The sequence below is a fragment of the Cohnella sp. AR92 genome (assembly GCF_003990975.1).
Classification (GTDB): domain Bacteria; phylum Bacillota; class Bacilli; order Paenibacillales; family Paenibacillaceae; genus Cohnella.
On record NZ_RZJR01000016.1, the window covers coordinates 59,959 to 80,075 of the forward strand.

The following is a 20,117-nucleotide window of genomic DNA, read 5'->3' on the forward strand; positions in this document are numbered from 1 at the left end:
GAAGGGCTGTCTCTTTGGAGACAGCCCTTCGTCGCGTATTAGAGAAGCTTGACGACGATTCGAATGGAATGGTCGTTCGGGCGTTCGGTTTCCGATTCGTAGCCGAGCAGCTCGGCCAATGAACGAAGAGGAACCATCAGAACGTTACCGACGAGCTTCGGCGGGGCGTCCAGCTCGAAGGACCGTCCATCGGCCTCGGCGGTCTTCTCTCCCAGCTTCAGCGAATATTTCCGATGCTCTCGTCCCAAATACAGGCTCTTCGTCTCGTGATCCCACTGCAGGCTTGCTCCCAGCGCGATAGCCGCTTCCTTGGCGGGCACGAGCAGGTCCTTCTCGCCGGCTGCCGCGACCGCGGTGAAGCTTGGCTTCTGTTCGGTATCCCCTTTCCTCAGGAGGAATTCCGCGTTCAGCACGCGATTGTCCGGCGTGATGAGCAGGGAGGCCAACTGCGATTCCAACGTATCCGGGAACGATCGGACGTTGTCCTCGGTGACGCGGTACCGCTCGTCGTCGCTGCCGATTCTTTCCGCGATCCAAGTGTTGATGTCCTGGCTGTAATGGGACAAATCCTTGTACAGGTCCAGATCGAAGGTCCAATCGGCTTCCGTCTGGAAGTTGTACACCTTCGCGTTGGGCAGCCTGTTCAGCTGCTCGAACATCCACACGCTCATCTCCAGCTGATTGCCGTAGCGCACCTCGTTCGTTTTTTTCCAAACCTCGTGTCTTAATATGCTGTACGGCGGATAGAAGAAGATGAATTGCGTCTCCGGGTGAAGCTTAACCAGAGAAAGGATATTCGTCGTAAAATTCTCCTTCACGACTTCGATCGGTTCCTCGTTCAATCCGAAATACTGCTCGTTCACTTGGGCCAGCTGGTAATCGCGCATGACCTTGGCCGCCGAGAAGCCCCCGGTCACGCTCCAGTTGTCCAGGTACTCCAGGCTGCGGTTGTTCCCCGTCGTGCTCGCGTGGAGAATGCTCTTGAACAGCATGGAGTAAACCGACAGGTTGAACCAATACTTGTAGTCGTTCTTCCAATCGGAATCGTAGAGGTAGTCGGGAAAATCGGCCGCCAGCTCCGGATCCTGCTCCTTGAGGGCGAAGTAGTCGAGTCCCCAGAGCACCTGCTTGACCTTCCCCGTGTCCAGCGCCAGCTTGGCGATCTTGTATTGCTCGTCCGCCATCGAGCCGCGCATCGAGAGCTTCATCGCCTTGCCGTGAAGGGCTTGTCCCACGACGGAAGGCAGGAAGTTCTCGGTCATCGAGGTCCCGACGATAATCGTGTCGTAGTCGAAGTTTCGGGCGAGGCCGGGGTTCTGGTAGCGTTCTTCGGTAGAGAAGACCATCGGAATGACGGAAGCCTTGCGATAGAACTGAAGAGGATCCAATGAGACCGTAATCAAGCAAATCGAGACGGCTAAGGCGACGGCAGTTATCGCGAAACTGCGAACCCAGGAACGGTAGACCGCTTTGGAGCTTCTCTTGGTCCGGGGACGGGGAGAGGCAACGGGTGAAGCGGCGGGGATAGGTGCTTGCGTTTGCACGGAGACGCCCCTCTCTGGTCAGGTCGATTGCAGGCTATTTTTACTAATTACTATAACGGTTAACCAGGTTAAATGCCAAGATCAATATCAGGTGGAAGCCGCAAGGCGCTAATAAAAAGACCGTCCATGCCCGGCAAGGGACAGTGGACGGTCTTCTTCCATCATGGCCGGCCTGGCCGGAAGACGGCGCCGGGGATCAGGTCATGTTGAACAAACCGAGGGTGGAGCACTTGTCGGATTCCTTGGCTACCGCATCCTCCAGGTTGATGCCGAGGGCGTTGCCCAGCGCCGACATGTAGAACAGGTTCTTGCCGAGTTCCGAGCGGACGGCGTCCTTGCAATTCTCGCACAATTCTCCGTCCATATGGGACTTGGACTGCCGCATCGCGATGTCGAGCGGCATCTCCTCGGAGAAGCCTTGATGCTTGGCGTTGAGCTCGATGCAGCCGCACTCCGTTATAGCCTTGGATACGGCCCTGTTGACTGAAGCGTTGGACTGGCTGAACTTGGTGACGACATCCAGCAGACTGCGGTGACGAAGCAAGAGTTCCGAGACCTGCTGCTGAAACTCTTGCAGCGTATGTGCGCTCATCCGTTCCACCTCGGTTACCGTGATTTTACTCTTCAAGCCCTATTATAGAGCAAGGCGCCCGGCATTTCAAAAGGAGATAAATGCTCGGGAGGAGAGATTAGCGACGAAGAAATTGGAACATACTAGTAAACAAGCACGATGGAGTTTTTGCGTAGGTATTGGACAAGCATAGGAGAGTTATCGAAAATTCTAGGGAGTGATAATCATGATGATGAAGCGCATCATCCAGGCGGTCGGCGTGCTGCTTGGAGCGATGATGGGACAAAGCCTATTCGCCGCGCGCCTCACGGGCGGCTCGGAGTGGATGAATCCGCTGACGGGAGCCTCGTCGGCATCGAACGGAGGATACTTGGGCGCCGCCGTAGGCGCCGTGATCGGCTTGTTCGCCGCTTCGGCGTTGGCCGGGCCGCTGGCCAAGGCATTGAACGGAGCGATCGAACGAATGTCCGGCCTGCCCCCGGCGACGCTGCTGTCGGGCTTGTTCGGAGCGGGAACGGGGCTTGTGCTCGCGGCTCTATTATATCCGTATTTGGGAGAGCTTCCCCGGGTGGGAGGAATCGCGGCCGCTCTTGCGGCATTGACTTTGTGCTATGCGGGCGTTCGCATCGGAACGAACAAGAAAGACGACTTGACCGCCCTCCTGCAGAGCCGCCAGAAACCGGCCGTGCAAGAAGAAGAGGAGCCTCGCCGCGAGGAACATAAAATTCTGGATACCAGCGTCATTATCGATGGCCGAATCGCCGATATCTGCAAGACCGGATTTATCGAAGGAACGCTCGTCATTCCCGAATTCGTCCTGGAGGAGCTTCAGCATATCGCGGATTCGTCCGATCTGCTCAAGCGCAATCGCGGCCGGAGGGGACTGGACATCCTGAACAAGATTCAGAAGGAGCTGGACGTTCGGGTCCTTATTTACGAGGAGATGAACGACGAGCCCGGCGAAGTGGACAGCAAGCTGGTCAAGCTGGCCAAAGCGATGCACGGCAAGGTGGTCACCAACGACTTCAACCTGAACAAGGTGTGCGAGCTTCAAGGCGTATCCGTTCTGAACATCAACGATCTGGCGAACGCGGTCAAGCCGGTCGTGCTTCCCGGCGAGGAGATCGTCGTCCAGGTCATCAAGGACGGCAAGGAGCACGGACAAGGCGTCGCCTATCTGGATGACGGAACGATGATCGTCGTCGAGGGAGGAAGGGACTTCATCGGGACCACGATGGAGGTTCTGGTGACCAGCGTGCTACAGACTTCCGCCGGACGAATGATCTTCGCGAAGCCGAAGCTATTGGAAAAAGCGCTCTGAACGAGTATGCCGCGGGCCAAACGACTTTCGCGAAGCCTTAAGCTATTGGAAAAAGCGCTTCGAACGAGTATGATAGAGGGAAAACGGGCGGGACGCGCTCTTGGGTGTCCCGTTTTTTCTTATGTTCCAGGGAATGATGCGAAGGCAGGGAGAGGGGAATCCGCATGGAATGGGGAGCGGTCATCGTCGCGGCCGGAAGGGGAACCCGGATGGCGGCCGCGGACAACAAGCCCTATCTGCCGCTTGACGGCAGGCCGGTTCTGGCGCATACGCTGGAAGCGTTCGAGCGCTGTTCTGCCGTCAGCAGCATCGTGCTGGTCACGGCGCCGGGCGAGGAGGCGCGGGCGAGAGCCGTCGCGTTCGAAGCGAGCGCGCTGAAGGTGAGCGCGATCGTGCCGGGCGGAGCCGAGCGCCAGGACAGCGTGTACGCGGGACTCGAGGCGCTGGGAACCGAAGGCGTGCTCGTGCACGACGCGGCCCGGCCGCTGATCACGCCGGCGCAGATCGAAGCTTGCTGCCGCGAGGCGGAACGCCATGGATCCGCGGCGCTTGCCGTGCCGGTCAAGGACACGATCAAGATAGAAGGCGAGAAGGGCTTCATGACGGAGACGCCGGACCGCAGCACCCTGTGGTCGGTGCAGACCCCGCAGGCGTTCGTTCGCGAGGAATTGATGCGCGCGCATCGGCTCGCCAAGGAAGCAGGAGCGTTCGCCACCGACGATACGATGCTGCTGGAGCTGCTAGGACGCAAGGTCGCCATCGTTCAAGGAGATTATCGCAATCTTAAAATCACGACGCCCGAGGATCTTCCCGTTGCGGAGCTGTTCTTGGCCAGGCGTCATCGGGAGGAGTCGATCTAGGATGATCAGAATCGGACAAGGGTTTGACGTTCATCAATTGACGGAAGGCAGAGATTGCATTATCGGGGGCGTAAAGATCCCTTACGAGAAAGGGCTTCTCGGCCACTCGGACGCGGACGTGCTGCTGCACGCGATCAGCGACGCGGTGCTTGGAGCCCTCGCCCTGGGCGACATCGGGAAGCACTTCCCCGACACGGATCCCGAGTTCAAGGACGCGGACAGCGTGAAGCTGCTCGAGCACGTATGGAAGCTGGCGACGGACAGAGGCTACAAGCTCGGCAACGCGGACGCGACGATTATCGCCCAAGCGCCGAAGATGGCGCCGCATATCCCGGCGATGGTCGACGTGATCGCCCGTTCGCTGGGCGCCGAAGCATCCCAGGTCAACGTGAAGGCGACGACCTCCGAGCGGCTCGGCTTCACCGGCCGCGGGGAAGGGATCGCGGCTCAGGCGGTTGTTTGCCTTGTCCGCGATGTGTGATATGATTTCGGCATAGCTGCTGTACCGATGCTAGGCTATCGGGATTGGCAAGCGGCACAACGAGGAGGAAGTTTCGCCATGTCTGACAAAGTACGCGTAAGGTATGCCCCGAGCCCGACCGGCCACCTGCATATCGGCAATGCGCGAACCGCTATTTTCAATTACTTGTTCGCCCGCCATCACGGCGGAGAATTCATCATACGCATCGAAGACACCGACGTGAAGCGCAATGTCGCCGGCGGCGAAGAAAGCCAGCTTAAGTACCTCAAGTGGCTCGGCGTCGACTGGGACGAAAGCGTCGACAAGGTCGGCAAGTACGGCCCCTATCGCCAGACCGAACGGCTCGATATCTACAATCGTTATTGGCAGGAGCTGATCGACGCCGGACGAGCCTACCGCTGCTATTGCACCGAAGAAGAGCTGGAGAAGGAGCGGGAGGAACAGTCCGCCCGCGGCGAGACTCCCCGCTATTCCGGCAAGTGCCGCCACCTGAGCGATGCCGACCGCGCGCGCCTCGAAGCGGAAGGCCGAGCGGCCAGCGTCCGTTTCCTCGTTCCGGAGGGCAAGACTTATACGTTCGACGATATGGTCAAAGGCGAGATCTCCTTCAAGTCCGAGGAGTTCGGGGATTTCGTCATCGTGAAGAAGGACGGGATTCCGACCTATAACTACGCGGTGGCGTTGGACGATCACCTGATGGAGATCAGCCACGTGCTTCGCGGAGAAGACCACATCACGAATACGCCTCGCCAATTGATGGTTTACGAAGCGCACGGCTGGGAACCGCCGATCTTCGGCCATATGACGCTGATCGTCAACGAGAACCGCAAGAAGCTGTCGAAGCGCGACGAATCGATCATTCAGTTCATCGAGCAGTACGACAAGCTGGGCTTCTCGTCCGAAGCGCTCTTCAACTTCATCACCTTGCTCGGCTGGTCGCCGGAAGGCGAGGAAGAGATCTTCACGCGCGAGCGCTTGATCGAGATCTTCGACGCTAACCGCCTGTCCAAGAGCCCGGCGGTGTTCGACACCGTCAAGCTGAACTGGATCAACCAGCATTATCTGAAGGCTCTTCCGGCGGAAGCGCTCGTCGATCTCTGCATCCCTCATCTGAAGGAAGCGGGGCTTCTCCCTGCTGAGCCGAACGAGAAGGAACTGGAATGGGCGACGGCTCTCGTGACGCTGTACCGCGATCACCTGCGCTACGGCGCGGAGATCGTGACGCTGTCGGAGCTGTTCTTCCGCGACGAAGTCGTTCTGGAAGACGAAGGGCGCGAGATCCTTGCCGAAGAGAGCGTTCCGGCCGTGCTCGCCGCCTTCGCCCGCCAATTGGAGTCGGCAGGAGAAGCGGCCTTCACCGAGGAAACGATCAAAGCATCGGTCAAGGCGGTCCAGAAAGAAACCGGCGCGAAGGGCAAGGGGCTGTTCATGCCGATCCGCGTCGCCCTGACCGGCCAAACCCACGGTCCCGACCTCAATGGAAGCATCTGGCTTCTCGGCTACGGGAAGGTGCTGAAGCGTCTGGAATCGGCGGCGGCGGGCAAGCTGGCGTAGGTCTCGGCGAGCGAATCGCTTGGTTAGGCAGGACTTATCCGATTATTCGGATGGGAAATGGTGACCCTTGTCACTTCATAGGGTTCGGATTATACTGGCGTTAACGAGCTTCATAATGAGATCCGCGTCGAACAGGTAGAGTAAGTTCCAGAGCCGGAAGCACAGAGAGGATTGCGCAAGCTGCGAGCAATCCCTTCCGCGGGAGCCGAAGTGCGCCTGGGAGCCGCATCGCCGAGCGAGTGCTTACGCACAGCGGGTAGGCGATGCCGGTTGGCCTCCGTTAAGGGCCTAACGAGTTGGACAGAAGCCTGCGCCGGGAAGCCGGGAAGCCGGAGCTGTTCAAGCAGAGTGGGACCGCGTAACGATCGACGCCTCTGCAGCGAGATGCTGCGGGGGCGTTTTTTTTGATCTTCCTTACCGGCCGCGGAATCCGTTCGAAGGCAGCGAGGAGGTAAGAATATGGGGGCATGGAGCAACATCCGTTCGGATATCGAGGCGGTCTTCGAGAACGACCCTGCGGCGCGCAGCAAGTTCGAAGTCATTTTCACGTATTCCGGCTTGCACGCTATCTGGGCTCATCGGGTCGCTCATTTCTTTTTTCGGCATCGGTGGTACACGGTTGCCCGGGTGATCTCTCAGATCAGCCGATTCATGACGGGCATCGAGATTCACCCCGGAGCCAAGATCGGCCGCAAGCTGTTCATCGACCACGGCATGGGCGTCGTGATCGGGGAGACCTGCGAGATCGGAGACGAGGTCGTCATCTATCAGGGGGTTACCCTTGGGGGGACGGGCAAGGAGAAAGGCAAGCGTCATCCGACGATCGGCAATCGGGTGGTCATCGCTTCGGGCGCCAAAGTACTAGGTTCGTTCACGGTTGGAGATAACTCCAATATCGGAGCGAATTCGGTCGTGCTGAAGCCGGTTCCGGCGGACAGCACCGTCGTCGGCATTCCGGGCCGCGTCGTGAAGCGCAACGGCGAGCGCGTCGGCGACCGTCTCGACCACACGAACCTGCCCGATCCGCTGATCGAGACCTTCCGCTTCATGCAGAAGGAGATCAACGAATTGAAGGCGGAGGTCGAACGTTTGAAGGGCAAGGAGAATAAAGAACAAGAGGCGGCCGAACCGGAGAAAGTCGGAGCCGCTGCCCAGGAATCGTAAACCGTTATCGCAAAGGAGAGCATAATCGTGACCTTGATGATCTACAACAGTCTCACCAGGGAGAAGGAGACGTTCGTTCCGCTTACTCCGGGAGAGGTCAACATGTACGTGTGCGGGCCAACCGTATACGACTATATTCATATCGGGAACGCGCGTCCGGTTATCTTCTTCGACGTCGTGCGCCGCTATCTGGAGTTCTCCGGCTACAAGGTTCGCTACGTGGTCAACTTCACGGACGTGGACGATAAGATGATCCGCCGCGCGAACGAGCTCGGCATGACCGTGCCGGAGCTGGCGGAGAAGTACATCGCGGGCTTCAACGAGGACCGGGAGGGGCTCGGCGCCCGTCCGGCGACGATCAACCCGCGGGTAACCGAGAATATTCCGGAGATTGTCTCGTTTATCGAGGAGCTCGTGGACAAAGGCTATGCGTACGAGAGCGGCGGAGACGTGTACTACCGGACCTCCCGGTTCCCGGAATACGGCAAGCTGTCGCACAAGAACCTCGACGAGCTGCAATACGGCATCCGCGTCGAAGTCGACGAGCGCAAGGAGAATCCGCAGGACTTCGTTCTCTGGAAGGGAGCGAAGCCGGGCGAGATCTTCTGGCCCAGCCCTTGGGGAGACGGCCGTCCGGGCTGGCACATCGAGTGCTCCGCGATGGCTCGCACCTACGCGGGGGATACGCTCGATATCCACGGCGGAGGCCACGACCTTCAGTTCCCGCACCACGAGTGCGAGATCGCCCAGTCCGAAGCGCTGACCGGCAAGCCGCTGGCGCGCTACTGGATGCATAACGGCTTCGTCAACATCAACAACGAGAAGATGTCCAAGTCGCTCGGCAACGGGGTCAACCCTCGCGAGCTGCTCAAGCGCACCAGCGCGCAAGCGATCCGCTACATCATGCTGACGACGCATTACCGCAGCCCGCTGAACTTCAGCGAGGAGATCATTCGCCAAGCCGAGAACAGCGTCGCCCGGCTGTCCACCAGCCGCGACAACGTCAAGCACCGGCTGGGCAGCGTCCACTCGGAGCTGCCGGCGGGTCCGGACGCGGAGCTGGCGGCCCGCATCGAAGCGATGATGAGCGAATTCCGCGCCAAGATGGACGACGACTTCAACACGGCGGATGCCGTGACGGTATGGTTCCAGCTCGTGTCCGAGACCAACGCCTACCTGCAGCGCGACATCGTGGACTCGGCCAGCCTGAACCTGCTGCTGAAGACGATGGGCGAGCTGGACGACGTACTGGGGCTGCTGCTGCCGGAAGACGGGGGATCGGATCTGCTGGACGACGAGGTGGATCGTCTGATCGCCGAGCGCTCCGAAGCGCGAAAGACCCGCAATTTCGCCCGCGCGGACCAGATTCGCGACCTGCTCGCGGAGAAGGGAATCCTGCTGGAGGACACTCCGCAAGGGATTCGTTGGCGGCGCAAATGACGGGGACGAACAAGAAGGGATTCGCCATGCTCGACCCGGTCGTCGCTCCGATCATTCCGGGCGACACTCCGGTGAACCTGCTGCCGCCGATCGTGCTCGCCTATATCGGAGATGCCGTCTTCGAGGTATACGTCCGGCAGAAGCTGATCCTGGACGCGGCGATCCGCAAGCCGAATCAGCTCCACCGCGCGGCTTCGAAGCACGTGTCGGCCGCCGCGCAGGCGCGGCTGCTCGAGAAGTGGCAGCCGCTCCTGACGGAAGAGGAAGCGGATATCGCGAGGCGCGGCCGGAATTCGAAGTCCGGCCAGCCGCCGAAGAACGCCGATCCGGGCGAGTATCGGCACGCGACCGGGCTGGAATGCCTGGTCGGGTATTTGTATTACCGCGGAGAGCGGGCAAGGCTGGAACAGCTGATCGGTCTAGCGTTCGAAGAAGACCGGACGAAAGCGTGAGAGAGGAAGATCGAAGATGAATAATCGTAACAAGCCGCGCCCGTCGTCAGGCGATCCGAGAAGGCAGGCCGGAGGCGGACAGGCTCCCCGCGGCCGAGGAGAACGGACAGGCGGCCCCCGCGGACAGTTCGCGGGAACCCGCGAGCCCGAGCTGCTCGAGAATGGCAGCCCCTTAGTCGAAGAAGAACAGGCCGGGGAGAGCTACCTGGCCGGCAAGCACCCCGTGCTTGAAGCGCTGAAGGCAGGCCGCGCGCTGAACAAGATTTGGTTGTCCAACCAGGCGCAGCGCAACCTGGTCCAGCCGATTCTTGAGGAAGCGAAGTCGCGCGGCGTCGTCGTTCAGTTCGCGGACAAGAAGAAGCTCGATTCGCTCGTTCCGAACATGCAGCATCAGGGCGTCGTGGCGCAAGCCGCCGCCGTCTCGTACGCGGAAGTGGACGACCTGCTCGCCCGGGCGAAGGAGCGCGGCGAGGCTCCGTTCCTGATTCTGCTCGACGAGGTGGAGGATCCGCACAACCTCGGATCGATCCTTCGCTCCGTGGACTGCACGGGAGCGCACGGCGTCATCGTGCCGAAGCGGCGGAGCGCCAGCTTGACGGCCGTCGTCGCCAAGACTTCCGCGGGCGCGGTCGAATACGTTCCCGTCGCGCGGGTGGCCAATCTCGCCCAGACGATCGACCGCCTCAAGGAAGAAGGGGTATGGGTCGCCGGAACGGATGCCTCGGCCGAACAGGACGTATACAAAGCCAACCTTAGCGGACCGCTCGCCATCGTGATCGGCAGCGAAGGCAAGGGGATCTCCCGGCTCATTCGCGAGAAGTGCGACTTCCTCGTCTCGCTGCCGATGTTCGGCCACGTCAACTCGCTGAACGCTTCCGTCGCGGCCGGCGTCATCCTCTACGAGGCGGTGCGCCAGCGTCGAGCCCTGCAGGAGAAAGCGGCGGCGCCATCGTCTGCGACGGCTCTTCGGGGAGACGGACATGCTTCGCCGTGAAGACGTCCTGATCGTCGACGGGTACAACATGATCGGCGCCTGGCCGGAGCTGGAGAAGCTCCGCGCGGACAGGCTGGAGGACGCGAGGGATCGTCTGCTCGATCTTCTCGCGAACTACCAGAGCTATGCCGGGATGACCGTTTACGTCGTGTTCGACGCCTTCCGGGTTCCGGGCCTCGGCTCGGAATTCAAGCAGCATCGGTTGAATATCGTCTATACCCGGGAGAAGGAAACGGCGGACGAATGCATCGAGCGGCTGGTCGGCGAGATGATGTCCGTGAAGCGCACTCTCTACGTGGCGACGTCGGATCAGACCGAGCAGAGAGTCGCCTTCGGGCGAGGGGCGCTGCGCATCTCCGCCCGCGAACTGAGGATCGCGGTCCAAGACGGGAAGCGGGAGATCGAGTCCGCTCTCCGCAAGGAGCCGCCTCCCAAGCGGAATCCTCTGGGGGGAGTCCTGAAGCCGGACGTTCAGCTTCGGCTTGAGCGCTTGAGGAGAGGACAGCCTCTCCAAGGGGACGGCGACGGGGACGAGTGAAGATTCGGCCGTGTCGAATCCTCGGAATCCGCGTCAAATAAGGTCGCATCGGTTGACGCTATGGGAATCATCAAGTATATTGTTAGTAGTTTGATAGTTTCCAAGTGAAACCTAATTTTGGCCTTGCTGGTCGGAGGGATGATTCGTGAGCGTTGACGTGAATGATCTAATAGCACACGAATACGACTTCAAGACCGACGAGGATATCGTGGAAGCGGTCCGGCTTGGAGATTCCAACGCCCTCGAATACTTGATCAATAAGTACCGCAATTTCGTCCGGGCCAAAGCCCGCTCTTATTTTCTAATCGGCGCGGAACGCGAAGATATCGTCCAAGAAGGGATGATCGGCCTCTATAAGTCTATTCGCGACTTCAAAGGGGACAAGCTCGCATCGTTCAAGGCGTTCGCCGAGCTGTGCGTGACCCGCCAGATCATTACCGCGATCAAGACCGCTACCCGCCAGAAGCACATTCCTCTTAACTCGTACGTTTCCTTGGACAAGCCTATCTACGACGAGGATTCCGACCGCACCCTGCTGGACGTCATTTGCGGTTCGCGGGTTTGCGACCCCGAAGAGATGATCATCAACCAGGAAGAGTTCTTCGGTCTCGAGGACAAGATGTCCGAGATTCTAAGCGATCTGGAACGCCGCGTGCTGATGCTGTATCTGGACGGCCGCTCCTATCAGGAGATCGCGGTCGACCTCGACCGGCACGTCAAGTCCATCGACAACGCCCTGCAGCGCGTGAAGCGCAAGCTGGAGAAGTACCTGGAAGACCGCGATATCGGTCTCTAAGGCCGGGGAATCTATTTTCTATCAAGGACAAGCAGTTTCCTAAGCGGACTGCTTTTTTTGATGCCTTAAGAGCGGAATAACTGGCGGAACGATTAAAGAGAGAATAAACTAGAAAGAATGGGAATAGCTCTGTTGCCAGATGAAGGTCCTTTGTTCCTCTAGCTCCCAATTCACTTTTCGTTGACATCGTATAGTCCCTGTGATAAATTATTTTAGTAACCTTAAGGTGGAGTTTTATGCACAGGCCCTGAATCTTGGGCGGAACGCCAGGTTTCGTTGTCGTGCAACGGCGAAACGGAGTTCACGCTTGGATTCAATATGTTTATGAAGTTGGCAAGCCCGGGAGGTGGAACACATGCGGGTTATTATTACGCTCGCCTGCACACAGTGCAAGCAACGGAATTACACGACAAGCAAGAACAAACGGACGCACTCCGATCGCATTGAGCTGAAGAAGTTCTGCAAGTTCTGCAATGCGCATCTTCCTCATCGCGAAACTCGGTAAGTCGTAGGAGGTTTGGACGTGACTTTCCTGGCCAAAATGAAACAGAGCTTTGGGTCCTTTTTTGCGTTCTTCGGCGACAGTTGGAGTGAGTTGAAGAAAGTTAAATGGCCTAAGCGCAAGGAATTGATCAGCTATACGATCGTCGTTATCGTCACCGTATTGCTGATTGCTCTCTACTTCTGGGCGCTGGACATCGGCATTTCTCAGCTCGTCGACCTCGTCATTTGACACAGGAGCCAATGGTGACATCGATGGAGAAAAGATGGTATGTTGTTCACACGTACTCCGGTTATGAGAACAAGGTAAAGACCAACTTGGAGAAACGCGTGGAGTCGATGGGCATGCAGGATAAGATTTTCCGCGTGCTCGTGCCTATGGAAGAGGAGATTGTCAACAAGGATGGCAAGAAGAAGACGGTGATGCGCAAGGTGTATCCCGGCTATGTCCTTGTTGAAATGATCCAGACAGACGATTCTTGGTATGTGGTTCGCAATACGCCTGGGGTAACCGGGTTCGTTGGCTCCACAGGCTCGGGATCGAAGCCGACCCCTCTCCTGCCCGAAGAAGTGGAACAAATTCTGCGTCATATGGGCATGGAAGAGCCAAAGCCGGTTATCGACTTCGAGGTCAAGGAGAATGTTCGCGTCATGGTTGGTCCTTTCGCCAATTTTGTCGGCTCGGTCGAAGAGATCTTGCATGACAAGAATAAGCTTAAGGTGCACGTGAACATGTTTGGCAGGGAAACCCCGCTCGAGTTGGATTACACTCAGGTGGAGAAGATATAATTTATCCGGTTTCTAGGAAAGAGCGGGAGGAGCTAGAGGCTCCGTCTAACCGCATTATGGGGCAAGGAGGTGTGCAACATGGCAAAGAAAGTCATCAAATTGGTGAAGCTGCAAGTCCCTGCTGGTAAAGCAAATCCAGCGCCGCCTATCGGTCCTGCACTGGGTCAAGCGGGTGTTAACATCATGGCTTTCTGTAAGGAATTCAATGCTCGTACCGCTGATCAAGCCGGTCTGATCATTCCGGTTGTTATCACGGTATTCGAGGATCGTTCCTTCACGTTCGAGACGAAGACTCCGCCTGCGGCTGTATTGCTGCGCGTAGCTGCTGGTATCCAGAAGGGTTCCGGCGAACCGAACAAGAAGAAAGTCGCTACGGTAAAACGTGCGAAGGTACGCGAGATCGCCGAGCAGAAGCTCGTCGACCTGAACGCTGCTTCCGTTGAAGCTGCAATGCGTATGATCGAAGGTACCGCTCGTTCCATGGGCGTTGTCATCGAAGACTAATTCCGGGGCGGACAGCTTTCCGTAACCGGGTGTCTCGGGCTTCCGTCCGTGACATGTGGGAGGACACTTCCGTTAAAACCACACAAGGAGGAGAACAACATGGCTAAACACGGCAAGAAATATGCTGAAGCCGCTAAGCTGATCGACCGCGACGCTGTCTATGAGTCGCTCGAAGCGATCGAGCTTGTGAAGAAAGCTGCTACGGCCAAGTTCGACGAGTCCGTCGAAGTTGCTGTACGTCTCGGCGTTGACCCGAGAAAGCAAGACCAGAACGTTCGTGGCGTCGTTGTCCTGCCGCACGGCACAGGCAAAACGCAACGCGTCCTCGTATTCGCCAAGGGCGACAAGCTCAAAGAAGCTGAAGCTGCTGGTGCGGACTACGTCGGCGATACGGACCTCATCAACAAGATCCAACAAGGATGGTTCGAGTTCGACGTCTGCGTCGCTACTCCGGACATGATGAGCGAAGTAGGTAAGCTCGGTCGTATTCTCGGCGGTAAGGGCCTCATGCCTAACCCGAAAGCCGGCACGGTAACGACTGACGTTGCCAAGGCCGTTCAAGAGATCAAGGCCGGTAAGATCGAATACCGTCTGGACAAGGCAGGTCAAATCCATGCTCCGATCGGCAAGGTATCGTTCGACGCTGAGAAGCTGAACGACAACCTGAAGGCTCTGGTCGACGCATTGAACCGCGCTAAGCCGGCGGCTGCTAAGGGCGTATACCTGAAGAACATCTCGATCTCTTCGACGATGGGACCTGGCGCTCGCCTGAACGTTGCTTCTTACCGTTAATCGACAGGCAAAACCTGCCGATTGACAGGCTTTGTACGATCGTGTTAAGCTATCAAAGTTGAATATCGATACCGTAGACCGTAGGTGCCGCAAGGCTTAATTTCCTACCGAGGTGTGTGTATAGAATCTTGCCTGCTTCTCGAAGCAGAACGATAGATCGAACACGTCATGCCTCCGTAGAATCTGCGGAGGCATTATTTATGCCCCGCCGATTCTGCGCGATACCGATACGGTTGAATCAAAGAACCAGGAGGTGTACGAAATGGCAAATGCGAAAATCATCGAAGCGAAGCAACAGGAAGTGGCTGAGATCGCGACGAAGCTGCGCGAGAGCGCAAGCACCGTTGTGGCCGACTACCGCGGACTGAACGTTGCGCAAGTGACCGAACTGCGCAAGCAGCTTCGCGAAGCTGGCGTCGAATTCCAGGTTCTCAAGAACTCCCTGGTAAGCCGTGCTGCCGCTAGCGTTGAGCTTTCCGATCTGGATTCCGTTCTGTCGGGTCCTACGGCAGTCGCATTCAGCAAGACGGATGCTGTCGTTGCAGCTAAGATCCTTAACGACTTCTCTAAGAAGAACGAAGCTCTTAAGCTGAAGGGCGGCGTTGTCGAAGGACGTTTCATCGACGTGGCTCAAGTTAAGGCTCTCGCCGACCTGCCGTCCCGCGAAGGCTTGCTGTCCATGTTGCTCAGCGTCCTTCAAGCTCCGATCCGCAACTTCGCGCTCGCTGTCAAGGCTGTCGCGGAGAAGAACGAAGCAAGCGCATAATCTGCGCCCGTAATACCCGTCGCCGTCACAGGCACAACCAACAAACCCAAATCAAATTATATTGGAGGTTCTATTTCCATGAGCAAAGAGCAAATCTTGGAAGCCATTAAGGGCATGAGCGTTCTGGAACTGAACGATCTCGTTAAAGCAATCGAAGAAGAATTCGGCGTAACGGCTGCTGCACCGGTTGCAGTTGTAGCTGGCGGCGCTGCTGCAGAAGTTGCAGAACAATCCGAGTTCGACGTAGTACTTGTTGATGCTGGCGCATCCAAGATCAACGTAATCAAGGTTGTTCGCGAAATCACGGGCCTCGGCCTGAAGGAAGCTAAGGACGTTGTTGACAACGCTCCTAAGGCTATCAAAGAGAAGGTTGCCAAGGAAGAAGCTGAAGCTGTTAAGGCTAAGCTTGAAGAAGCTGGCGCTAAGGTCGAAGTTAAGTAATTCAACTTCTCTTCGAATATACGAACCCCTTGAAGATTCCGATCTTCGAGGGGTTTGTTCATGAGAGGAGGCAGGAGGCGGATAGGATGAGCGAGCATTATTATACCGAGAAGCCGAAGACGGCAAGCGACCGGAAGGCGTTCGCCGCCGAGCTCAGAGGCTTTAAGCTTCAGCTCACCTCCGATACCGGCGTGTTCTCGCGGGACGGGGTGGACTTCGGAAGCCGGGTTCTCATTGATCGGATGGAGATTCCGATCGATGCGAGCGTCTTGGATCTGGGCTGCGGCTACGGTCCGATTGGCCTTACCGCGGCCCGCCTTGCGCCGCGAGGACATGTCGTCATGGTGGACATCAACGAGAGAGCCGTTGCGCTCGCGCGAGAGAATGCGGAGCGGAACGGAATCGCCAACATCAGCGCGATGCAAAGCGATATTTATGCCGCGGTCGAAGGGCGGCGATTCGATGTGATTCTGTCCAATCCCCCGATACGCGCAGGCAAGATTGTCGTGCATCGGATCCTGACGGAAGCGAAGGACCACCTGAACCCGGGCGGATCCCTGTGGATCGTCATTCAGAACAAGCAGGGGGCGCCGTCGGCCAAAGCGAAGCTCCAGGAAGTGTTCGGAGAGGACGCAGTCGAGGAGGTTGGCAAGGATAAAGGGTATCGGATATATCGCGCAAAATTGGTTTGACTTTACTTCGACGATGTGATACTATTGAAAAATGTCAGTATTAAGATGGGCTTATTGTCTTTAGCTCGCTAAAATGTCAAGCCCTTTTGCGATTTCAGGAATAGTTTTTTGCCGCAAGGCGTATAATGGGTTTGTTTTGGGCAAATGACTGGATAATGATTGCCATTGTGCCGCCTACCGGCGCATAAGGGCTTTTCTTTATTTAAGCAATCCGGTCGTTTGTCCCTCGATTTAGCTTGCTTTTGCGCGTACGCCCGCGGAACGGCTGCCTCTGCTACTGCTGGAGAGAGGATCTCGTTCTCGCTTGTGTTGAAGTAGACTGAAGGGGTGAGGTTAACTTGGCAGGACATCTTGTTCAGTATGGCCGCCGAACGCGGCGCAGCTACGCCCGTATCAACGAAGTATTGGAAATTCCCAACCTGATCGAAATCCAGCAGCAATCGTACCAGAAGTTTCTGGACGAGGGTCTGCGCGAGATTTTCCAGGACATTTCGCCAATCACCGACTTCACGGGCAATCTCGTACTCGAGTTCATCGACTACAGCCTGGGTGAACCGAAGTATTCCGTCGACGAATCGAAGGAACGGGACGTTACGTTCGCAGCTCCGCTTCGCGTAAAGGTTCGCCTTCTCAATAAAGAGACGGGCGAAGTAAAGGAGCAGGAAGTGTTCATGGGCGATTTCCCGCTTATGACCGAGACCGGCACCTTTATTATCAACGGCGCGGAACGGGTTATTGTCAGCCAGCTGGTTCGCTCTCCGAGCGTTTATTACAGCACGAAGGTTGACAAGAACGGGAAGAAGACGTTTACCGCTACCGTTATCCCTAACCGCGGCGCTTGGCTCGAGCTCGAGACGGACGCCAAGGATATCGTTTATGTGCGCATCGACCGTACCCGCAAGATTCCGGTAACGGTTCTGCTGCGTTCCCTTGGCTTCGGCACCGATGCCGAGATCCTGGACCTTCTGGGCCATGACGAGTTCATCCGCAACACGCTGGAGAAGGACAACACGGATTCCACGGAGAAGGCTCTGATCGAGATTTACGAGCGTCTTCGCCCGGGCGAGCCTCCGACTCTTGAGAATGCCCGCAGCCTCTTGATCGCCCGCTTCTTCGATCCGAAGCGTTACGATCTTGCGAATGTCGGCCGCTATAAAATCAACAAGAAACTTCATATTAAGAACCGCTTGTTCAATCAACGTCTCGCCGAGACGCTGGTCGATCCTTCTACGGGCGAGATCATCGCCGAAGCCGGCCAATTGATCGATCGCCGCTTGCTGGATCAAATCCTTCCGGCCCTGGAGAGCAACGTCGGCTTCAAGACGTATCGCGTAACGGGCGGCGTCAACGAAGCGGAAGATATTCCGCTCCAAAGCATCAACGTTTACTCTTCGGTAGAAGACGGCAAGGTCGTGAAGATCATCTCGAACGGCCTGATCGACAAGTCCGTTAAGCATATTACTCCGGCCGACATCATCTCGGCGATCAATTACTTTATGAATCTGCTTCATGAGATCGGCAACACGGACGACATCGACCACTTGGGCAACCGCCGTCTTCGTTCCGTCGGCGAGCTGCTGCAGAATCAGTTCCGCATCGGCCTCTCCCGTATGGAGCGCGTCGTACGCGAACGGATGTCGATTCAAGATCAGAACGCGATCACTCCGCAGGCGCTTATCAATATTCGCCCTGTTATCGCGGCAATCAAAGAATTCTTCGGCTCCTCGCAGCTCTCGCAGTTCATGGATCAGACGAACCCGCTGGCGGAATTGACGCATAAGCGCCGTCTGTCCGCGCTCGGTCCGGGCGGTCTGACGCGCGAACGCGCGGGCATGGAAGTGCGCGACGTACACCCGTCCCACTATGGACGGATGTGCCCGATCGAGACGCCGGAAGGTCCGAACATCGGCCTGATCAACTCGCTGTCCACGTTCGCGCGGATCAACGAGTACGGCTTCATCGAAGCGCCTTACCGCAAGATCGATCACTCGACAGGCAAGGTTACCAAAGAAGTCGTTTATATGACGGCGGACGAAGAAGATAACTATATCATCGCTCAGGCGAACGTTGCCCTTAACGAAGACAACTCGTTCGCGGAAGACATGGTTATCGTTCGCTACAACAAGCAAGCCGACAATATCGTTACGATGCCGTCGGACCGCGTTGACTTCATGGACGTTTCTCCGAAGCAGGTTGTGTCCGTCGCTACCGCGATGATCCCGTTCCTCGAGAACGATGACTCCAACCGCGCGCTGATGGGATCGAACATGCAGCGCCAGGCGGTGCCGCTGCTCGTTCCGGACGCGCCGTTCGTCGGCACGGGCATGGAACACAAAGCCGCGAAGGATTCCGGAGTATGTATCGTTTCCAAATACGACGGAATTATTGAACGGGTAACCGCTAACGAGATTTGGCTTCGCCGCACGGAAGTCATCGAAGGCAAGGAAGTCAAAGGCGACATCGTTAAATATAAACTGCAGAAGTTTATGCGCTCTAACCAAGGCACATGCATCAATCAGCGACCGCTGAGCCGCAAGGGCGATATCGTCAAGAAAGGCGATATTCTCGCCGACGGACCATCGACGGATACGGGCGAATTGGCGCTCGGCCGCAACGTCGTCGTTGCGTTCATGACTTGGGAAGGCTACAACTACGAGGATGCGATCCTTCTCTCCGAGAAGCTCGTCCGCGAAGACGTCTATACTTCGATCCACATCGAAGAATACGAGTCCGAAGCGCGCGATACGAAGCTCGGGCCGGAAGAAATCACGCGCGATATCCCGAACGTCGGGGAAGACGCGCTGCGCAACCTTGACGAGCGCGGCATTATCCGCGTAGGGGCCGAGATCGGCGCCGGCGATATCCTCGTAGGCAAGGTAACTCCTAAGGGCGTTACCGAACTGACGGCGGAAGAGCGCCTGCTGCACGCTATCTTCGGCGAGAAGGCTCGCGAGGTTCGCGACACTTCGCTGCGCGTGCCTCACGGTACGGACGGTATCGTCGTCGACGTCAAGGTATTCACCCGCGAGAACGGCGACGAGCTGCCTCCTGGCGTGAACCAGCTCGTTCGCGTTTATATCGCTCAGAAGCGTAAGATCTCCGAAGGCGATAAGATGGCAGGACGCCACGGTAACAAGGGTGTCGTTGCCCGTATCCTTCCGGAAGAAGATATGCCGTTCCTGCCGGACGGCACGCCGGTACAGGTCGTTCTGAACCCGCTGGGCGTACCGTCGCGGATGAACATCGGTCAGGTACTGGAAGTTCACCTTGGCATGGCATGCCGTTACCTCGGCATCCGCGCCGCCACTCCGGTATTCGACGGAGCGCGCGAGAACGACGTGTTCGACACGATGGAAGAAGCCGGCATGCAGCGCAACGGCAAGACGAAGCTGTATGACGGACGCACGGGCGAAATGTTCGAGCGCGAGATCACGGTCGGCGTCATGTACATGATCAAGCTCGCGCACATGGTCGACGACAAGATCCACGCCCGTTCGACGGGTCCATACTCTCTCGTTACGCAGCAGCCTCTGGGCGGTAAAGCTCAGTTCGGCGGCCAGCGCTTCGGGGAGATGGAAGTGTGGGCGCTGGAAGCTTACGGCGCCGCTTATACCCTGCAGGAAATCTTGACCGTGAAGTCCGACGATGTCGTCGGCCGCGTCAAGACGTACGAATCGATCGTCAAGGGTGAGAACGTGCCGGAGCCAGGCGTTCCGGAATCGTTCAAGGTCTTGATCAAAGAGCTCCAGAGTCTCGGTATGGACGTCAAGATTCTTGCCGGCGACGAGCGGGAGATCGAGATGAAAGAGTCCGACGATGAAGATGATGCAACCGGCGATAAGCTTAACCTGAACCTGGAAGGCTCTGAGCTCGGCGTAGAGTCCTAAGATCAGGAAGGCGGGCGGCGCAGCGCGCCG

The 20,117-nt window shown here is 57.5% G+C and carries 21 protein-coding genes and 1 other annotated feature; of the genes, 19 read left to right on the plus strand and 2 right to left on the minus strand.

The features are described 5' to 3' along the window. Positions 1 to 38 precede the first annotated feature (38 nt). Both ELR57_RS23290 and ELR57_RS23295 read right to left on the minus strand, forming a co-directional pair. Entirely contained in the window at positions 39 to 1,544 is a 1,506-nt protein-coding gene (locus ELR57_RS23290) for a copper amine oxidase N-terminal domain-containing protein (RefSeq protein ID WP_126961505.1), read from the minus strand. Between the two features lie 196 nt (positions 1,545 to 1,740). Next, entirely contained in the window at positions 1,741 to 2,136 is a 396-nt protein-coding gene (locus ELR57_RS23295; protein WP_126961507.1) for a nucleoside triphosphate pyrophosphohydrolase family protein, read from the minus strand. Positions 2,137 to 2,344: 208 nt separating this feature from the next. Between ELR57_RS23295 and ELR57_RS23300 the strand changes: the two genes are divergently transcribed. The 19 genes from ELR57_RS23300 (at position 2,345) to rpoB (ending at position 20,087) form a co-directional block, all read left to right on the plus strand. Next, entirely contained in the window at positions 2,345 to 3,436 is a 1,092-nt protein-coding gene (locus ELR57_RS23300; protein WP_126961652.1) for a PIN/TRAM domain-containing protein, read from the plus strand. 164 nt (positions 3,437 to 3,600) lie between these two features. Next, positions 3,601 to 4,296 carry a 2-C-methyl-D-erythritol 4-phosphate cytidylyltransferase gene (gene ispD, locus ELR57_RS23305; RefSeq protein ID WP_126961509.1) on the plus strand — a complete coding sequence of 232 codons (696 nt, stop codon included), beginning with the start codon at positions 3,601 to 3,603 and terminating at the stop codon, positions 4,294 to 4,296. A 1-nt stretch (position 4,297) separates the two neighbouring features. Continuing rightward, a complete protein-coding gene (ispF, locus tag ELR57_RS23310; RefSeq protein WP_126961511.1) occupies positions 4,298 to 4,777 on the plus strand; it encodes a 2-C-methyl-D-erythritol 2,4-cyclodiphosphate synthase in 480 nt (159 codons plus the stop codon). 78 nt (positions 4,778 to 4,855) lie between these two features. Next, positions 4,856 to 6,331: a glutamate--tRNA ligase gene (gene gltX, locus ELR57_RS23315; protein WP_126961513.1), complete on the plus strand. Its 1,476-nt coding sequence runs from the start codon at positions 4,856 to 4,858 to the stop codon at positions 6,329 to 6,331. Between the two features lie 459 nt (positions 6,332 to 6,790). Next, positions 6,791 to 7,495 (plus strand): serine O-acetyltransferase, encoded by a 705-nt coding sequence (cysE, locus tag ELR57_RS23320; RefSeq protein WP_126961515.1) that lies wholly within the window; start codon positions 6,791 to 6,793, stop codon positions 7,493 to 7,495. Positions 7,496 to 7,522: 27 nt separating this feature from the next. Continuing rightward, positions 7,523 to 8,935, plus strand: a complete 1,413-nt coding sequence (gene cysS, locus ELR57_RS23325) for a cysteine--tRNA ligase (RefSeq protein ID WP_126961517.1) — start codon at positions 7,523 to 7,525, stop codon at positions 8,933 to 8,935. Further along, complete coding sequence (locus ELR57_RS23330) at positions 8,932 to 9,387, plus strand: Mini-ribonuclease 3 (RefSeq protein WP_370452336.1); 456 nt, start codon at positions 8,932 to 8,934, stop codon at positions 9,385 to 9,387. Before cysS ends, ELR57_RS23330 begins: the two co-directional genes overlap by 4 nt. 151 nt (positions 9,388 to 9,538) lie before the next feature. Further along, positions 9,539 to 10,381 carry a 23S rRNA (guanosine(2251)-2'-O)-methyltransferase RlmB gene (rlmB, locus tag ELR57_RS23335; protein WP_238162666.1) on the plus strand — a complete coding sequence of 281 codons (843 nt, stop codon included), beginning with the start codon at positions 9,539 to 9,541 and terminating at the stop codon, positions 10,379 to 10,381. Then, positions 10,368 to 10,919, plus strand: coding sequence for an NYN domain-containing protein (locus ELR57_RS23340; RefSeq protein WP_126961519.1), 552 nt, complete (start codon positions 10,368 to 10,370; stop codon positions 10,917 to 10,919). The genes rlmB and ELR57_RS23340 overlap by 14 nt, the downstream gene beginning before the upstream one ends. Before the next feature lie 145 nt (positions 10,920 to 11,064). Beyond that, a complete protein-coding gene (gene sigH / locus ELR57_RS23345; RefSeq protein WP_126961521.1) occupies positions 11,065 to 11,715 on the plus strand; it encodes an RNA polymerase sporulation sigma factor SigH in 651 nt (216 codons plus the stop codon). Positions 11,716 to 12,070: 355 nt separating this feature from the next. After that, complete coding sequence (rpmG, locus tag ELR57_RS23350) at positions 12,071 to 12,220, plus strand: 50S ribosomal protein L33 (RefSeq protein WP_126961523.1); 150 nt, start codon at positions 12,071 to 12,073, stop codon at positions 12,218 to 12,220. 18 nt (positions 12,221 to 12,238) lie between these two features. Further along, entirely contained in the window at positions 12,239 to 12,448 is a 210-nt protein-coding gene (gene secE, locus ELR57_RS23355) for a preprotein translocase subunit SecE (protein ID WP_126961525.1), read from the plus strand. 23 nt (positions 12,449 to 12,471) lie between these two features. Next, a complete protein-coding gene (gene nusG, locus ELR57_RS23360; RefSeq protein ID WP_126961527.1) occupies positions 12,472 to 13,005 on the plus strand; it encodes a transcription termination/antitermination protein NusG in 534 nt (177 codons plus the stop codon). 78 nt (positions 13,006 to 13,083) lie between these two features. Further along, positions 13,084 to 13,509 (plus strand): 50S ribosomal protein L11, encoded by a 426-nt coding sequence (gene rplK / locus ELR57_RS23365; RefSeq protein ID WP_126961529.1) that lies wholly within the window; start codon positions 13,084 to 13,086, stop codon positions 13,507 to 13,509. Positions 13,510 to 13,608: 99 nt separating this feature from the next. Continuing rightward, entirely contained in the window at positions 13,609 to 14,301 is a 693-nt protein-coding gene (rplA, locus tag ELR57_RS23370) for a 50S ribosomal protein L1 (protein WP_126961531.1), read from the plus strand. A 53-nt stretch (positions 14,302 to 14,354) separates the two neighbouring features. Continuing rightward, positions 14,355 to 14,509: a sequence feature (ribosomal protein L10 leader region), on the plus strand. Positions 14,510 to 14,563: 54 nt separating this feature from the next. Further along, entirely contained in the window at positions 14,564 to 15,067 is a 504-nt protein-coding gene (rplJ, locus tag ELR57_RS23375; protein WP_126961533.1) for a 50S ribosomal protein L10, read from the plus strand. A gap of 78 nt (positions 15,068 to 15,145) precedes the next feature. Further along, positions 15,146 to 15,508 (plus strand): 50S ribosomal protein L7/L12, encoded by a 363-nt coding sequence (gene rplL, locus ELR57_RS23380; RefSeq protein WP_126961535.1) that lies wholly within the window; start codon positions 15,146 to 15,148, stop codon positions 15,506 to 15,508. Positions 15,509 to 15,594: 86 nt separating this feature from the next. After that, positions 15,595 to 16,200: a class I SAM-dependent methyltransferase gene (locus ELR57_RS23385; protein ID WP_126961537.1), complete on the plus strand. Its 606-nt coding sequence runs from the start codon at positions 15,595 to 15,597 to the stop codon at positions 16,198 to 16,200. A 338-nt stretch (positions 16,201 to 16,538) separates the two neighbouring features. Then, positions 16,539 to 20,087 carry a DNA-directed RNA polymerase subunit beta gene (gene rpoB, locus ELR57_RS23390; protein WP_126961539.1) on the plus strand — a complete coding sequence of 1,183 codons (3,549 nt, stop codon included), beginning with the start codon at positions 16,539 to 16,541 and terminating at the stop codon, positions 20,085 to 20,087. Positions 20,088 to 20,117: the final 30 nt, after the last annotated feature.

Bases quoted from the DNA above. Each gene is read 5' to 3' on its own strand.
- ELR57_RS23295 (WP_126961507.1), bottom strand. From the start codon at position 2,136: ATGAGCGCACATACGCTGCAAGAGTTTCAGCAGCAGGTCTCGGAACTC.
- ELR57_RS23300 (WP_126961652.1), top strand. From the start codon at position 2,345: ATGATGAAGCGCATCATCCAGGCGGTCGGCGTGCTGCTTGGAGCGATG.
- ispD (WP_126961509.1), top strand. From the start codon at position 3,601: ATGGAATGGGGAGCGGTCATCGTCGCGGCCGGAAGGGGAACCCGGATG.
- ispF (WP_126961511.1), top strand. From the start codon at position 4,298: ATGATCAGAATCGGACAAGGGTTTGACGTTCATCAATTGACGGAAGGC.
- gltX (WP_126961513.1), top strand. From the start codon at position 4,856: ATGTCTGACAAAGTACGCGTAAGGTATGCCCCGAGCCCGACCGGCCAC.
- cysE (WP_126961515.1), top strand. From the start codon at position 6,791: ATGGGGGCATGGAGCAACATCCGTTCGGATATCGAGGCGGTCTTCGAG.
- ELR57_RS23330 (WP_370452336.1), top strand. From the start codon at position 8,932: ATGACGGGGACGAACAAGAAGGGATTCGCCATGCTCGACCCGGTCGTC.
- ELR57_RS23340 (WP_126961519.1), top strand. From the start codon at position 10,368: ATGCTTCGCCGTGAAGACGTCCTGATCGTCGACGGGTACAACATGATC.
- rpmG (WP_126961523.1), top strand. From the start codon at position 12,071: ATGCGGGTTATTATTACGCTCGCCTGCACACAGTGCAAGCAACGGAAT.
- nusG (WP_126961527.1), top strand. From the start codon at position 12,472: ATGGAGAAAAGATGGTATGTTGTTCACACGTACTCCGGTTATGAGAAC.
- rplK (WP_126961529.1), top strand. From the start codon at position 13,084: ATGGCAAAGAAAGTCATCAAATTGGTGAAGCTGCAAGTCCCTGCTGGT.
- rplA (WP_126961531.1), top strand. From the start codon at position 13,609: ATGGCTAAACACGGCAAGAAATATGCTGAAGCCGCTAAGCTGATCGAC.
- rplJ (WP_126961533.1), top strand. From the start codon at position 14,564: ATGGCAAATGCGAAAATCATCGAAGCGAAGCAACAGGAAGTGGCTGAG.
- rplL (WP_126961535.1), top strand. From the start codon at position 15,146: ATGAGCAAAGAGCAAATCTTGGAAGCCATTAAGGGCATGAGCGTTCTG.
- ELR57_RS23385 (WP_126961537.1), top strand. From the start codon at position 15,595: ATGAGCGAGCATTATTATACCGAGAAGCCGAAGACGGCAAGCGACCGG.